Origin of the sequence: Pseudoalteromonas peptidolytica, assembly GCF_012641745.1 — a bacterium.
Lineage (GTDB): Bacteria > Pseudomonadota > Gammaproteobacteria > Enterobacterales > Alteromonadaceae > Pseudoalteromonas > Pseudoalteromonas peptidolytica.
Window position 1 is genome coordinate 107,234 of the sequence record NZ_WEHZ01000002.1, and the last position, 16,054, is coordinate 123,287.

The window sequence follows — 16,054 nt, forward strand, 5'->3', positions numbered from 1 at the left end:
GATGAAAGTCAAAAAGGCGTATTAGTTTGATTTAGAGAGTAAAACAACTGAGACGAAAATTACGGTGTTGTTGGGCGAAAACATCGTTACTTTTTACATAAGCTGTTTCAATTATATATCGGGCCAACTTTTAGGGGAGTCATTCAAAATGATATTTTATTAATGTTATATTACTTATAATCAGAAAGTTAAAACTTTATATTAAGGATTACAATGGATCGGGAGAACGAATACAAGCTTTTGGATAGCCTATTTGATGAATTATTTCCACTTTGCCGCTCAATTACAGGTTATGGAATTGAAGCATCTATGGAGATAATCAGCAGATATATGCCATTGCAATTTGATAGAGTAAAAAGTGGAACTCAAGTGTTTGATTGGCAAGTGCCACCGCAGTGGAACTTTTGCCGAGCTCGCCTTTGGGATCCCAATGGAAATGTAGTTTGTGATACAAATATAAATAACTTACACGTTGTGAGCTACTCTGAGCCTGTAGATCAATTTTTAACTTTAGATGAGCTACTGCCACATTTACATAGTTTGCCAGATATGCCTGAGGCAATCCCCTATGTTACTAGTTATTACAAAAGAACATGGGGGTTTTGTCTTAAACATTCAGATAAACAAATGTTACAACCTGGACGTTATCGGGTTCTAATTGAATCGGAGTTCGATCCAGAAGGGGGGGTTCCGTTCGCTCAAACCACTCTTGAAGGTGAGAATTCTAAAGAGATTTTATTAAGCAGTTATCTTTGCCACCCATCATTAGCAAACAATGAATTGAGTGGTCCTTTGGTATTATTAGGATTATATAATCGATTAAGTAAATGGCCTACAAGACATTACAGTTATCGCTTTTTACTTAACCCTGAAACCATTGGGTCGCTGTGCTTTTTGTATAAGAATTATCAATCATTGTCTGATAACTTAGAGGCAGGACTAATCTTGACTTGCTTGGGAGGGGATGTTGATACGCTACGTTATAAAGCTAGTCGAAAAGGTAACACTACTTATGATCAACTAGCTAATCATTTGGCATCACATAAGCAACTTCGTTATGTTGATTTTACCCCTCTACATGGCTCTGATGAGCGCCAATATTGTGCTCCTGGTTTTAATTTACCCGTTGCGCAGGTAAGTCGGTCACTTAATATTGCTAAGGTGCCTTATCACACTTCGTTAGACAATAAAGAGTCAATGAATATGGCACGTATTATTCAATCAATCGATGAACTTGAAAAACTTCTGCAGCTGGGCGAGGTTGCTGGGGTTGCGGTGAATCAAAGTCCTTTCGGTGAACCTCAGCTAGGAAAGCGCGGTCTTTACCCGAATATGAACACTCTCGAGCACACCAACAAGTCAAGCGACAATTTAGTTGATGGCAGGACTAAATTGAATGCAATATTAACCATACTAAGTGACTCAGATGGCACTAAGTCAATGGTACAAATAGCTGAGTCGCTAAATCTAACCTTATTTCAAATGGTACCCATTATTAAAGAATTAGAACAACATGGGCTTATTAAGTTTAATACAGGAGAAGTTTTGTGAGTGTCGTTTTTATCACTGGTAATCATCCTCGACATGCGTTTATTGCCCGCTGTTTGGCTGAAACTGGAAAATTAAAAAAGCTGATCATTGAGCAAAGGGAAGGGCATATACCAGAACCCCCCGCAGACCTTGAACCCGAATTAAAAGATCTTTTTCGGCAACACTTTACACAACGCAGTGAGGTTGAACTAGAATTCTTTGGACCAGCTCATTGGCCAGATATAGAGATTATAACCACAGATGTTGAAGGCCTCAACGGTGCAGAAGTACAAGAGCATATTCGGGCATCAAACCCAGATTTACTACTTACATATGGTTGCCATATGCTAAATCGCAGTACACTAGCATGCGCTAGTGGAGAAAAGTGGAATATACATGGTGGTTTATCGCCTTGGTATCGTGGAGCGATTACACATTTCTGGCCAAGTTATATGTTAGAACCTCAGAAAACGGGGATGACAGTGCATGAATTAACGCAGCAATTAGATGCTGGTGATGTTGTGCATCAGTGTGTAGCTCCGATGGTAAGAGGTGATGGAGTCCACCATGTAGCAGCAAGAGCAGTGCATAAATTAGGTAAAGAGCTGCCTGATTTGCTGCAGCTTTTATATCAACAAGGGGCTGATAAAATAACAAAGGTTGCCCATACTACTACAGGTAAGTTATGGCTAGGTAGTCAATGGCGACCAGAGCACCTAAGAGTCATCTATCAATTTTATGAAAACCGAGTAGTGGATTACTATTTAGATGGCAAACTTGGAAAAAGTGAACCCAAATTACATCGTCAGTTCTAATTAATATCCGGCTACGCTAATTACTTTCGAGCAATAAGTGTCGCCCGGCTGTTAAGTAAAATTGTGCCTATATTTTTGGGTCAATAAAAAACGCCGCATGATGCGGCGTTTTGGTGCTGAATTTAGTTTGCTAAATGCGTTATAGAGCCTTAAAGCGAGCTACAAGGGTTTCTTGCGCATCTGCAAATGAGCGAATGCCTTCAGCGAGCTTTTCAGTCGCCATTGCATCTTGATTATGCAACCAGCGGAATTCATTTTCTGTCAGTGCGGCTGGTTTTTCCTGTGGTTCAAAGTCAGCTGCAAGCAAGTACTCGTCGTTTGCCGGCATTGCAGCAAGCTCTTCTAGTAAAGCTGGGCTAATCGTTAACTTATCACAACCCGTTAGGGCTAAGATTTCTCCAGTATTTCTGAAGCTTGCGCCCATAACTACGGTTTTATAACCATGTTGCTTATAAAACTCAAAAATACTACGAACAGATTGTACGCCAGGATCTTGTAGTGGGTCTGTTGGCTTTTCTAGGCCATTGGCAACGTGCCAATCCAAAATGCGACCGACAAATGGTGAGATTAAGAACACATTAGCATCGGCACATGCACGCGCTTGTGCTTCACTAAATAATAGTGTCAAGTTGCACTTAATCCCTTCTTTTTCAAGGGCTTCAGCAGCTTTGATGCCTTCCCAAGTTGACGCTATTTTGATCAAGATTTTGTCTTTGCTCACGCCTTGTGCTTCATACAGGCTTAGTAGTGTTTTGGCTTTTGCGATAGTCGCTTCGGTATCAAAAGATAAACGTGCGTCTACTTCGGTTGAGATATAGCCTGGCACAGAGTTGGCGATTTCTTTACCAATCACCACAGCAAAATAGTCACAAGCAAGCTCTAGCTGCTTGTCAGCATCACTTTCATTGGCTTTGGCATAATCCCAAGCTTCTGTTAGATAAGGCTGATAAGCAGGCGTCTCAGCCGCTTTAAGTAAAAGAGAAGGGTTTGTTGTTGCATCCTCAGGCTGTAGCTTGCGGATAGCTTCAATGTCACCGGTGTCAGCGACGATTGATGAATGTTGTTTTAGCCTATCTAATGCTGAAGTCATGTGTTCCTCATTCCAATTTTGATAACAGCGAAGTGATATTAGACGCCTTATGTTGCAACACCATTAAATAGCTGGATAGGTCATATGTCCGTATTAGGTGACATATCACTCTTATGATTTAAGGTTATTGTTATATAAGGTCGAGTTGTAAAGCGAAGCCACGAATAGCTTAAGCCCTCGTACAAAGTGGACAAACACTTGAAGTTACGTAGGGATAGTGTTGAAATTGACATTAATTAATAGCTAAGTCAATAGGCAAACTATGATCACCGTTATCTCTCCAGCGAAAAACCTTGACTACGAAACTCCCGCTCCAATTAACACATATACGCAGCCAGAGTTGCTAGCGCATAGTGAACTATTAATCGATGTTTGTCGTGACCTGACACCGCAGCAGATCTCAAGCTTGATGAAAATCAGTGATAAGCTAGCGGGACTAAATGCAGCGAGGTTTGCCGAGTGGTCACCTCCTTTTAATGAGAGTAATGCTAAGCAAGCTATCTTTGCCTTTAATGGTGATGTGTACGTTGGTTTAGAAGCACAAAGCTTAAATGAAGCCGATTTAGATTACGCGCAAAGTCATTTACGTATTTTGTCGGGGTTATACGGCATTTTAAAACCACTTGACTTGATGCAAGCTTATCGTTTAGAAATGGGGACAAAGTTAAGTAATTCTCGTGGCAAAAATCTCTATGAATTTTGGGGTAGTGTTATTGCTGAGCAGTTAAATGAGGTATTGGCATCAGCACAAACACGCTACTTGGTGAACTTAGCTTCTAATGAGTACTTTAAAGCAGTTGATAAAAAAGCCTTTAATGGAGAGATTATTACTCCTGTCTTTAAAGACTGTAAAAATGGTCAATACAAAGTCATTAGTTTTTATGCGAAGAAAGCACGAGGCATGATGGCTAGGTACATGATTGAAAATAAGGTGTCGGACTTGGACAGCTTAAAAGCGTTTAATCATGCAGGGTACTATTTTAGCGAAGAAGCGACGCAAAAAGTACAAGAGCCGGTATTTTTGAGGGCTGAACAATGACAATAAAAATGATGTTAGCAACCGTGTTTACTGCGGTTTTTATTAGTGGATGCAGTGGCAATTTTACAACCAAAGTGAGTAATGTCCCTGTTGATTGCGACAGTGACTCACGTTCGTGCGCCCAACGTTGTCATCAAGACTACTCTGATCCTATGCAAGTCCAAGCCTGCCAAGATCGTTGTTTTGTACAACAAAACCAGTGCAATGTTGATAGGCCTAATGAGGATACATGGGAGATTTCGAGCGAAAACCCTACTTATCCAGTGTCATTCTAAAAGTCCTATCGTATGAGAGTCCCCCTGACATTCAGGGTGACCCTCAAAGCGCTTAACCTAGTTAACGTCAGTTTGACTAGAATAGAGCAAGGCTAATTATGCCCCTTTTGGTAAGCTCATGTAAGCGCGAACAACCTTATCTCTAAAAACAATATCCGCTGCTTTCTCGGTATCTCTGTACTTTTTGCAGTATGCTTGCGGACTTCCCGTTTTTAATAGCAACTCGTCGGGTTCATGCAGCGTGAGTAGGGTGTTTTGCCAGCGAGAGACTATGGATTCAGTGGGCTCTGGTAGCTGCTTAAGAATATCTTCAGATAACAAAAACTGGCTCTCGGTTGCGACCTTTATCATGTCATCATTGGCAGCTGCTAACCATGTAGCACCTTGTTCATTTACACAAATCAGCGGTAAATATGGGGCAATAGCAGGAAAAGCAGTGTTTCTATATATATCAACTTGCCAGTAAGACCTGGCAATTTTTACAAACTGTTCAAAGTGCGAGATGGCAGTAAAACCTGACTGAGAAATTGGCTTAATTTCTACCCTTGGCTTATTGGCATTTACAGTATCATTTGCAGTGTCAATATACCAATCACCAACTAGTATGGCATTTTGGAAATATTCATCGCGTAATGACCCCCACACTTTTTTTAGTTCAGTACGTTTTGTGCGCATATAATTTTTGAGTATGGCTAAACGTTGAGTGTTTGACTTAAACTCAGCTGTAATGAGTGTAAACATTTCATCGCGGATCTCTAGGCAACGCCCTAGTGGATAAGGTTTACCAGCAAAATGGGGAAATTTAGGTGCCAGATTAATGTCTGCTTGAAGTCTTAAATTTGCTAATGTATCGGTGAGTATCTCAATATCCTGTTGATCCAAGAGAACGCCTTTATGGTTATTACAGATAATACAAGTATAACCATAATGAAACCATTTACTACAAACTAAGGTCTGTTAACCTTTGTGGTCTAGCTTTTGTTCTTTGGAGTATTTTGGTGATAATAAGGCGAATTCTCTTCCAATAGCTGGCTATTGGAAGAGAATTCCGCGCAGTTAGTACTAAACCTGGTAGTTAGAAAGGCGTTAATTATCCGACGCACGGATTATTTTTATCGACAAGATAAATAGTATTAATCATCTATAGATGGTATGAGGCAGAGCGTGCTGATGATGCTCTGCCTGCTTGGCCTTATACTTTAAAGCGCTCAACGATGTCACTGAGCTCATGACTGGCACGGGTTAATTGCTCACTGGTTTTATTCAACGAATGAGTGGTATCAAGAGAGTGATGAGTTGAGTCTGAAAGTTGTGCAATTCGCTCATTGACCTCTTGTGCTGCAAGGCTTTGTTCATCAGTGGCTTTGGCAATATGCGTATTCATATCAGAAATATCATCAATAAGTTTTTCAATTTCCGTTAAGGCGGTATCGGCTAATTGCACTTGCTCTACGGTTTGCTCTGAGATCTGCTGACTAATTTTTACCGCTGCAACGGCTTGCTGTGCTTCTTTTTGCAGACGTTCAATCATGTTGTGGATCTCATCCGTGCTCTGTCCTGTACGACTGGCCAGCGTGCGTACTTCATCAGCGACAACAGCAAATCCGCGCCCTTGTTCGCCAGCTCGTGCGGCTTCTATTGCAGCATTTAATGCAAGTAAATTGGTTTGCTCGGCAATGCCTCGGATCACATCCAGTACAGAGCCAATATGCTGACTTTCTTGATCTAAGCTAGAGGTTGTCATACTAACGGATTGGATCTGCTCTGATAGTTTTTTAATGGCGGCAATGGTTTGAGAAATTGTATGCTTACCTTTTTGACTATAATTGCGGGCATCGGTTGCTGAGTGCTCAGCTGTGTCTGCATTGTTACTAATTTCTCGTACTTGCATGGTCATTTGCTCAGCAGCGGTAGCAACTTGTCGGCTGTTGTCATTTTGTGACTCAATGAACGCTAAGTTTTCTTCACCTGCTGACTTTACTTGGTTGGCAAGTGTTTCTACTTCTTTTGCATTGTGCGCTACTGTGGCAATGGAGTGGCGCATTTTTTCGGTATAAAGGTTAAAATATTTTGCCAAAGCGGTTATTTCATCCTTACCACTTTCATTTAATGTTCGGGTAAGGTCTCCCTCTCCTTGAGCGATATCTTTCATCATGTCCTTTGCTTGATTGATAGGGTCAATAATACTTTTGCTAATTATGGCGCTGAAAGGGAATAATAAAATGATGAGGAGCGCTAACTCAATTAACAGGAGATTTCGAATATTTGCAAACTCTGCATCTATGGTATCAAGGTATACGCCGGAGCCTACGATCCACCCCCATGGTGTAAATGCTTTAACATACGAGATCTTTTCTACCGGAGCTTGTTTGCCTGGTTTTGGCCATAAATAAGGCACAAATCCTGAACCACTGGCTTTTGCAACATTCACCATTTCAACAAAAAGACGCTTACCATTAGGGTCTTTAGATTGGCTTAAGTCTTTGCCATTAAGCTCGGGTTTAAACGGGTGCATCACCATTTTGGGTTGGTAATCATTAATCCAAAAATAGTTGTCTCCCTCATAGCGCAATGCTGCAACGGCATCCAGTGCATTTAGTTTAGCCTGCGTTTCGGTTATCGCACCTGAAGCGTACTGTTGATGAAAGTAAGCAACTAAGCTGTACGCGTTTTCTACGAGACTTTGGGTTTTGTTATATTGTTGTTTTTCCAACGCTTCATACTGCTGGGTTAAACTGACAACACTTTGCAAAATAACACCGATAATAACCACAATGATTAATAATGCGAGCCGCTGAAAAATGGTGAGATGTCTTAAAAACTGCTTGGACATAATGTGATCCTTATGTCGTTCTTATTGTCGAAAGAATCTAGGCGCGAATACGTAAGTAACAAAACGTGCGTGGGGCTTACAGCTCAAATACTCCAAGAGTGCAAACCTGATGCTCGCTATGTTAAAAGTTACTTACTTCAAAACAGTAAAATTGCTTAGCCTGGATATCCCAATGGCTTGTAACTAGATAAAAGAATAATGTAAAAGTAGCCTAAAAAGTTGGCTAGTCATTCCTTGTCTAGGCTTTGGTTGCACAGGCAATAAGCAAGCTAACTGGCGTAAATCGCGCTTGCATAATAATTGTAGTTTTTCTTAGTCCATAAGAATAAACAATTAGACTAAAGGAGTAGAGACAAATTACTTTGAGAGTGTCATCACGCCCAGCCAGCCAGCGAGGCTGGGCGTGATTAAGTGTTTACTTAGGGTCAACGTCAAAGTGACGGTTGAAGAAGTCAGTAATGGTTTGGTGTAAGTGGGTTTGTACTTTTTTGCCTCGTAAACTGTGTTTAGAGCCCGGGTAAGTCATCATTTCAAATGGCTTAACTTCGTCCTGCAACTGCTTAAATAACTTAGTTGCATGGGTAAATAGTACGTTGTCATCGGCCATACCGTGATAGATCATCAGCGGGCCTTTTAGGCCATCGGCATAAGGGAAGACAGCACTTTGTTCATAGCCCTTGGCATTTGTATCTGGATGACCCAGGTAACGCTCAGTGTAATGGGTGTCATACAGTGCCCAATCGGTTACTGGCGCACCAGAAACACCGGCTTTAAAGTAGTCGCCTGCTTTAAACATTGTCATCAGCGCCATATAACCACCATAGCTGTGACCGTAAATACCGATACGCTCAGGATCTACGTAGTCCAGTGTACGTAAGAATTCAACGCCTGTAATTTGGTCGGCCACCTCTACTTCACCTAAGTGTTTGTAGATAGGGTCTTCAAACTTTTTACCTCGGTTGTAGGAGCCGCGGTTATCAAGCTGGAAAATCACATAACCCTGCTGTGCTAGATATTGGAAGTACAAGTTTTTACTACGCCAGCTGTTGGTAACACGCTGCGCGTGAGGGCCACCGTAAACGTTTACAATCACAGGGTATTTCTTACCACTTTCAAGCTTTGCTGGCTTAAATAAACGGTAATACATGGTTTGACCATCTTCAGCTTTCAGTGTGCCGTACTCTGGCGTGGCTAGATTGCTCAAGTACGGTGTAAGCGGGTGCTGGTTGTCTAAAGCATTTTCTTCAAGCCAAGTGACAAATTCGCCGTTTACTTTGCGCAGTGCAACAGCTGGTGGACGATTGACTGAAGACGCTTTATCAATAAAAGTACGGTTATCTTTTGCAAGTACTACTTTATGGAAGCTACCTTTTTCGGTAATACGTTTTGCATCGCCTTCTTTGAAAAGTGGCACGCTGTATAGGTGGCTCTCAAGCGGCGTGTCTTTGCGACCTGAAAAGTATACAATACCCTTTTTTTCGTCAACGCCTTGAAGGCTTTCAACAATCCACTCGCCTTTAGTGATTTGGCGCACAAGTTGGCCATTGGTTCTGTATAGGTAAAGGTGTTTAAAGCCATCGCGCTCAGAAGCCCATACAAAGTGTTTTTTGTCTTTTAAGAACTCAAGGTCAAAATGCAGGTTAATCCAGGTATCACTGGTTTCGGTTAGGGCAACTTGCTGTTTTTTGCTTTTGGTATCGTAAAAGCGCAGTTCTAGTTTTTGCTGCGAGCGATTTTGCCACTGATATGACAATGTTTTGTTGTCTTTCAACCAGTTTGCACGGGCGATGTAAATGTCTTTATCTTCGCCTAGATCAATCCAATCCACCTTTTGGTCATTGATTTTTACAACACCTAATTCAATCTCAACGTTGGCAGTCCCGGTGTATGGGTATCGTTGATTGAATAGCTTGACTTCTTCGGCATAGATTTCGTTACGAATGGCTTCTTGAACTGGACTTTCATCAATGCGAGTAAAAGCAATTTGTTGCTCATCACCCGACCACCAGTAGCCCGTCATGCGGCTCATCTCTTCTTGGGCAACAAACTCAGCCATGCCGTTTTTAATTACGCCACCGCCGTCTTTAGTTAATTGCGTTTCTTTGCCTGACTTGAGATTGATGGTATAGAGGTTTTGCTCACGAATAAATGAAACAAAGTTACCTTTTGGTGAGAAGCGAGCATCGGTTTCGAATGCCTCGGTTTCTGTTAGCTTTTTGCTCTTACCTGAAGCGATTTCATAGTAGTACAAGTCGCCATTGAGTGGGAAAAGTAGCGCTTTGCCATCTTTTGACCATTTGTATTCTAAAATACCACGGCCAAAAATACGTTGACGCTCACGTCGTGCTTTTTCTTCATCTGAGAGGTTCTCTGGGCCAGAAAATAGCGCTGCTGAGTCTACCAATAAACGGTTGGTATTGTCTTTTAGATTGTATTCCCAAAGGTCGTAACGGTTATAGTCTTCTTTTTTTCCTTGAAGGTAAGTAACACGAGAACCGTCAGGAGAAAATTGCAGTTTTACAGGCGCTTTACCTGATAGGGATGGGTCGTCAAAAAGTCGCTCAAGAGTTAGCTGCTCTGCGTTAGCGGCAACAGATGCAAATGCTAACGGAAGGGCTATTGTGTAGTGTTTAATGCGAGAATGCACGGTAGCCACCTTGTTGTATTTTTAAAGTCTTTGCGGATGGTAATGAAGCTACTTTGCAATAGCAACAAATTCGGATAGAGTGCCGAGTAAATCGGATCTAAAGAAGTGCATTATGATGTTTGAATTAGCGAAAGAATTACAGCGAGACTGTATTCTAATGGCAGAATGGCCGCTTTGTACTGTATTATTGATGAATGACTCACAATATCCTTGGTTTATCTTAGTGCCAAGAGTAGCGGGAGCAAAAGAAGTTATTGATTTACCTGAGCCACAGCAAATCCAGTTTTGGCAAGAGTCGGCCAAGCTGAGTCGTTTGTTACAAGACACCTTTATGCCAGATAAATTGAATGTAGCAGCGCTTGGTAATATGGTGCCGCAATTACATGTGCACCACATCGCACGATTTAAAACTGATATTGCTTGGCCGAAACCTGTTTGGGGGCTGTTTTCTGCAAAGCCTTATGAAGATAAAGAAATTGCAAAAATAAAAGCAAATTTTGTGTAGATATTTACTCCGTGATAGCTACCCCGTAGCGTTAATGAATCATGGAGGCGAGGTTACCACTTGCGGTGGTGTACGTTACGAATACCGAAAGAATTAATTCAATAGGTACTCAATATTGCGCAGGTCACTTAAGCCTGCCTATCAATTAGTTGGGTTTCACGAGTTTTTAAAAATGCTACCGCTTTTTCTTGGTACTCTCGAAGGAAGGGTTCGGAAGTGATTTTGGCTACTGTTTGTTGTTTTTGCTGGGCGATGCCATGTGAACCATGAAATGCGCGATAATTTTCTTGCTCCATCTTGGCTGTTCTCTCTACACTTTCGGCAAAAAAATCGCTGATCTCTATCTTATCATCAGCGCGGTAATCAAGCTCAGAAAAGTCAGTATTATCTAGTGCTCCTTTAACGCCCATCACATCATCCCAAAAAGTGTCACGCAAGCTACCCGAATATCCGCTAGCGCGAGCCATATCCGATTCTAAAGTTCGAATAGCATCGACAATACCGGTAAATTCGTTAATAGACATGTTATCAAAGTCGAAGCCATCGGGATTTAGTAGCGCACTGTGTGGTGAGCTGTTACGCGTATCACCAATATACGCCGCGATAGTTGTTGATTCGTCGGGCTGTTGTTGTAAGTCATCTCTCTTGGGGTTGTCTGCTTAAGATGGTGTTTTCACAGGTGTGAAAATCAGTGAGTCAGAGTGGATACGAAAATTCATTGTTATAAAAACTCCTTTTTGTTTCAACACAATGTTTAATATGTATCGGCCTTGCTTTTGATTTACCTTAGGTGATTTCGCGACTTTTATTCAACCAGTTGTGTGATGCGGTAAGTCATGCCATAGGCTTTCAGCTTGTCGCTTCAGTCACTATGGCATGGTGTTCTAGTTCGTACTAGAGTCCAAGTACTTGTTTACCTTGCTTAAAGGTAACATCAACAGGAATGTTCGCTTCAGAGAGCTTATCTAGGTCTTTTTGTAGTTCCGCTTTGATATCGCCGTGCGTTGCGATTAGTTGATCGACTTTTTGATAGTCACCGTCACCTTGTAGCGTTAGGATAAGGTTAGACAGTTTCTCCATCGCTGCGCCCATCTTCTCCATATTCACTTGATATAAGCCGTCCGTGTTTTTAGAGAATGCGCCTTCTTGCTTAAAGAAGTTAAATCGGATCATATTCGCCTTACCGTGTGCACTAGATGCACCAAAGCGTACTGAGCGGAAGATCCCCGCCATAAAGGTGATGTAATAATCCTCAAGCGTACCTTCGGTGATCTCGCCTTTTTTAAGTAGTTGCTCAACCATGTATAGGCCTAGGATATCGGCTTTACCTTCTTCAAGCGCACTGGCGTGTTCTTGTAGTGACTGACGAACAGTACCTTTACCCGTAATAGTATTTTTAATGCCTAGGCCATGGGCCACCTCATGGAACATGGTATTAGCAAAGAAAGCATCAAAGGTGATGTGCTTACGTTGCTCAGGGACAATAAGTTGATCTGCGATTGGCACTAAGATCTTGTCGAATTTTGCACGCATTGCGTTTTTAAGTTGCAGGCGACGGGTACCTTTTTGTAGTTGTACTTCCTCGTCATTTGGCAGGTTAATCGCAATGGTTTTACTACCTGCGTTTGAATGACCGGCATAATAAATGACGTCATATGCGTTTAGGTCGGCATCAGAGCCTGGCACTTCTTGCTTGTATTTATCCTCAACAGGTAAGCCTGTTTGAAGCTCAGGTAAGAAAGCGGCAAACTTAGCGAGGCGTTCACTCCACGCCAAGTCTTTAACCAGAACGTAAGATTCAAAAGCGGTGCGGTAGCCAAATAGTTGATCTTCATAGGTTTCGATCGGGCCGATTACCACATCAATTGGATTATTTTTCATGTCCATCCACGCAAAATCAGATGCTTGATAGCTGTTGTTCACCAAGGCATCTGCACGTAGGTTTAAGTAATGCGCAAACTCTTTGTCTTGTGCCAGTTTACTTGCTTGGCGTAATAGCGCTGCGGCTTGGTCTAGCTCGGCTTTGTAGGCTGAAGAGTAGGGGATACTGTATAGCTTTCCATTTTCATCGCGTCGAATAAGAGAATAAAGTCCTGTTTTGTCTTTTACTTCAGCGTTGTTTAGCTCATCCTTAGTGATGTCGCTTGGGTAAAACTCCGCGCCAAGCGCTTTATCTTCAAAACCAGAAAGAAAAACTTGGTCGCCGTTCAAACGATCCCAAGGCCCATAGTTGATGTCGGCGAACTGACGCACTTTTTCATCTGAGATTTTGCCTAGGAAGGTTGTTTTGTCTTCGCCAAATGCTTGCTGCCAAAATAAATTATCCATAATAACGGAAGCGTCGATAAGTAAAGCCAGCATTTTTTTCTGGTTATCACTTAGGTGACCTAGGTCTGTTTCTAGCGTTACTGGGGTATAAATATTTAGTCGGTCTTGAGACGCATTCACAAGCTTGTAGCCTGATTGTTTGTTATCAGCTTGGGCTTGCTCAGTTTGTGCACTAGGTTCTTCAGAAGAAGTTGATGGCTCAGAGCAGCCAGTGAGGGTGAGACCTGTTGCAAGCGCGATTGCAACTGAAATCGTAGAGTGTTTCATAATGCTCCCTTGTTGTCTGTGTTCTTGGGTCTGTTGACCTTTGCTGTTTGACTTTTGTTTTCCTGAGTATGTTTTGATCGCGACGCTCGGCTTTCAGCCCAGTGAGCTAGGCAAAAGTTGAGCAACAATGAGCAAGTCGCACTTAGGTGAACCCCTAGAGCAGCGTTTGGTTGGCATTTCAACAGTGTTGCCCCACAAGGATGTGGGGTAAGGTGACTTTGTAGAAGCACAAAGTCTTTATCGTCTGACTGACATAGAGTAACTATGCTACGCAGACTCTGCCTTGTATAAATACCAATCAAACTACTCCAAAAACAAACGTAAAAGATAAACAGATCCTGATTATGTTGAGATTACCCTACACGATTTTGTATTACTGTGCCTAGTTAACCTAAATTGATATGTGGTATTCAAGTCGCAGTTAATGTGAAGGGTTACCATTTATGCCCAGATGTGGGCTTTTTCCAATATTTTTATGTTAAAGCTAGCCGCAAAGTACGGTATACCTTGAATTCTAACTTGCTAATTATTGGGGGTATATAAATAAAATATTATTTTCCTAGATTTTCTTAACTTTATCCGAAAGTTAGACAATACTTACGTCATAGATACTAAAAATCAGCAGTGTGACCACCAGCAAGCGCAGTGCCTACTTTTATTAAAAACTTACGTTTGCAGTCGGGTCTTTTATTCAGTTATTAAGGGATTTGGTTTCATGTCTACAGAAAATGCTTTGCTCACGATTCTAACTGATAGGATCAATAACGACACCTTGGTATTGCCGACATTACCTGAAATTGCAGTGCGTGTAAGGCAAGCGGCAGATGACCCTGAAATTAACTTGATGCAGATGGCAGACGTTATTTCTCATGACCCAGCCCTTGCAGCGCGTATGATTAAAGTTGCTAACAGCGCTTTTATGGGGCGTTCGGTTAAGGTCAATACCTTAAACCAAGCGGTAACGCGAATTGGTCTAAGACAAATCAAGAATATTGCAACTGCGATGGCCATGGAGCAGCTATTTGTCTCTAATAATAAGCTCATAAAAACATACATGGACAAAGCTTGGCAGAAGACGTTAAAAGTCGCTTGCCAAGCGATAACAACGATGGATTTTTATCTTCGCGTCAATAAGCACACTTCGCTCAACAGAGATACAATCACGTTAGCTTCTTTGGTGTTTAATATCGGTGTTTTGCCTATTTTGACAGAGGCCGAGCGTCACCCCGAAGTGTTTGCCAATCCAAGCTTTTTGGCCCATGCCATCCAGAAATTAGGCGGCAAAATTGGGGGAGCGATAATGCGTGAGTGGGAATTTACCGACGAGTTCGTTGAAGTCGCAGAAAGCTGGGCAAATCCAAATTACCGACCAGAACATGTCTGTTATGTCGACTTTATTCGTGTGGGTGCAATCGTAGAAGGTATTTTACAGGTGTCTGATAAGTCTGCAGCATTAAAACAATATGAAGAAAAAGGAATAATTAAGGAAGTGAGTATGTTTGCCGATGACACTTATTTAAGTGTACTCGAAGACGTCAAAACAATGTTTGCTTAGCTCCTTTTGCTTCTCGTGAATACAAAGGCCTCTGTCGAGGTCTTTGGCGTTTATGGCAAAACATCGGCTCGAGGCTTGCTAAATATTTTGCTTATCCGAGCACCTGTAACAGAAACCGTTAAGCCACATAAAATAAAACCACCCCCAATAGCTTCCATTCGCATCAACTGCTCATTAAGTAATAAGGCTGAACCTATAATGCCGACAATAGGGATTAATAAGGCAAAAGGCGTTACTGCTGCAGCCTTGTGATTTTTAAGTAGCCAACCCCATATTGCGAATGCAATCAGTGTTGAGATATAACCCACATAGGCAATGGATAACCAAGACTGTGTTGTGGTGTTCAGTAGTAAGGTCAATGGAGAGTCTGTTTCAATAAAATAAGACAGTGTAAAAAGTGGCAATGGCGGCACTAGACTTACCCAAACAATAAAATGGAGTAAATTAACGTTTTGCAGGCGCTTCATGATGAGGTTTGAAAACGACCAAAATAATGCCGCGAACAGAATGAGCACCGCGCCCAATATTGTCGTTGACCCAGACGAGTTGATAAAAAACAAACTAAACCCAAACGTTGCGATGCTGATCCCCACCACTTGAAAGCGATCCATGGTTTCCTTTAACAACAAAACACTTAGCAAAATCGTGAAAATGACTTGGGCTTGAAGCAGCAAAGAAACAATGCCAGCTGACGCATTTGATTCCATCGCAATAAACAGCAAGCTAAACTTAAGCACACCTAAAAATAGCCCAACACTGAGTACGTTCTATATCGACGTTTTAGGAAAAGGAATAAAGAATACTGCAGGGATCGCGACTACCAAAAAACGCAAGCCTGAGAATAAAATAGGAGGCAGCTCTGCTAGGCCAAATTTAATGACCGAAAAGTTAAGCCCCCAAATTATCACTACTATTAAAGCCAATGAAATGCTTTTTACATTCACGCGCGTCAAACTCCGTTTAATTGTACTTATTACTGCTTCGGGTATCGGACTACTGATGTAAATTGTCTTCAAAGCCTGAAATTCAGGTTAGCAAAGCGTTACTGCCAAAGCCGAGCTCCTATCATGCCATTGAAGAGTAAATAAAGCGCTACAAATGCGTTGGTTAGTGCAAATAAGGTGGCCAGCCAGTAACTAAACGCTTGCATTTGAGAGCGTGCCGTCCGTT

Annotated in this window: 13 protein-coding genes and 1 pseudogene; 6 read left to right on the forward strand and 8 right to left on the reverse strand. The window is 41.8% G+C overall.

Features of this window, described 5'->3' with window-relative positions:
- Positions 1-213 precede the first annotated feature (213 nt).
- Entirely contained in the window at positions 214-1,551 is a 1,338-nt protein-coding gene (locus F9Y84_RS01680) for a DUF4910 domain-containing protein (RefSeq protein WP_147390372.1), read from the forward strand.
- Positions 1,548-2,345, forward strand: coding sequence for a formyltransferase family protein (locus F9Y84_RS01685; protein ID WP_147390371.1), 798 nt, complete (start codon positions 1,548-1,550; stop codon positions 2,343-2,345). The genes F9Y84_RS01680 and F9Y84_RS01685 overlap by 4 nt, the downstream gene beginning before the upstream one ends.
- A gap of 139 nt (positions 2,346-2,484) precedes the next feature.
- Here the strand turns inward: F9Y84_RS01685 and tal are convergent, their stop codons facing one another.
- On the reverse strand, positions 2,485-3,435 hold the full coding sequence (gene tal, locus F9Y84_RS01690; RefSeq protein WP_125250917.1) for a transaldolase: 951 nt from the start codon (positions 3,433-3,435) through the stop codon (positions 2,485-2,487).
- Positions 3,436-3,697: 262 nt separating this feature from the next.
- Between tal and yaaA the strand changes: the two genes are divergently transcribed.
- Both yaaA and F9Y84_RS01700 read left to right on the forward strand, forming a co-directional pair.
- Positions 3,698-4,474, forward strand: a complete 777-nt coding sequence (gene yaaA / locus F9Y84_RS01695) for a peroxide stress protein YaaA (RefSeq protein ID WP_125250916.1) — start codon at positions 3,698-3,700, stop codon at positions 4,472-4,474.
- Positions 4,471-4,749, forward strand: coding sequence for a hypothetical protein (locus F9Y84_RS01700; RefSeq protein WP_125250915.1), 279 nt, complete (start codon positions 4,471-4,473; stop codon positions 4,747-4,749). Before yaaA ends, F9Y84_RS01700 begins: the two co-directional genes overlap by 4 nt.
- A 96-nt stretch (positions 4,750-4,845) precedes the next feature.
- Here the strand turns inward: F9Y84_RS01700 and F9Y84_RS01705 are convergent, their stop codons facing one another.
- From F9Y84_RS01705 to F9Y84_RS01715, 3 genes are all read right to left on the reverse strand, one after another.
- Positions 4,846-5,631 (reverse strand): hypothetical protein, encoded by a 786-nt coding sequence (locus F9Y84_RS01705; protein WP_147390370.1) that lies wholly within the window; start codon positions 5,629-5,631, stop codon positions 4,846-4,848.
- 310 nt (positions 5,632-5,941) lie between these two features.
- Entirely contained in the window at positions 5,942-7,582 is a 1,641-nt protein-coding gene (locus F9Y84_RS01710; protein WP_147390369.1) for a methyl-accepting chemotaxis protein, read from the reverse strand.
- A 415-nt stretch (positions 7,583-7,997) separates the two neighbouring features.
- Complete coding sequence (locus tag F9Y84_RS01715; RefSeq protein WP_147390368.1) at positions 7,998-10,229, reverse strand: S9 family peptidase; 2,232 nt, start codon at positions 10,227-10,229, stop codon at positions 7,998-8,000.
- A gap of 112 nt (positions 10,230-10,341) precedes the next feature.
- Between F9Y84_RS01715 and F9Y84_RS01720 the strand changes: the two genes are divergently transcribed.
- Entirely contained in the window at positions 10,342-10,734 is a 393-nt protein-coding gene (locus F9Y84_RS01720; protein WP_147390367.1) for an HIT domain-containing protein, read from the forward strand.
- Between the two features lie 128 nt (positions 10,735-10,862).
- Here F9Y84_RS01720 and F9Y84_RS01725 read toward each other — a convergent pair whose 3' ends face one another.
- Positions 10,863-11,258 (reverse strand): hypothetical protein, encoded by a 396-nt coding sequence (locus F9Y84_RS01725; protein WP_147390366.1) that lies wholly within the window; start codon positions 11,256-11,258, stop codon positions 10,863-10,865.
- Between the two features lie 370 nt (positions 11,259-11,628).
- The gene (locus F9Y84_RS01730) at positions 11,629-13,329 is read right to left on the reverse strand and encodes a dipeptidyl-peptidase 3 family protein (RefSeq protein ID WP_147390379.1); all 1,701 of its coding nucleotides are present in this window, start codon (positions 13,327-13,329) and stop codon (positions 11,629-11,631) included.
- Positions 13,330-14,044: 715 nt separating this feature from the next.
- Between F9Y84_RS01730 and F9Y84_RS01735 the strand changes: the two genes are divergently transcribed.
- On the forward strand, positions 14,045-14,884 hold the full coding sequence (locus tag F9Y84_RS01735) for an HDOD domain-containing protein (RefSeq protein WP_147390365.1): 840 nt from the start codon (positions 14,045-14,047) through the stop codon (positions 14,882-14,884).
- A 50-nt stretch (positions 14,885-14,934) separates the two neighbouring features.
- Here the strand turns inward: F9Y84_RS01735 and F9Y84_RS22035 are convergent, their stop codons facing one another.
- Positions 14,935-15,477: an EamA family transporter gene (locus tag F9Y84_RS22035; RefSeq protein WP_404821594.1), complete on the reverse strand. Its 543-nt coding sequence runs from the start codon at positions 15,475-15,477 to the stop codon at positions 14,935-14,937.
- Positions 15,451-15,828: pseudogene (locus tag F9Y84_RS22040) on the reverse strand (EamA family transporter); the annotation flags it as partial. The gene F9Y84_RS22035 and the pseudogene F9Y84_RS22040, both read right to left, overlap by 27 nt.
- Between the last annotated feature and the right edge of the window lie 226 nt (positions 15,829-16,054).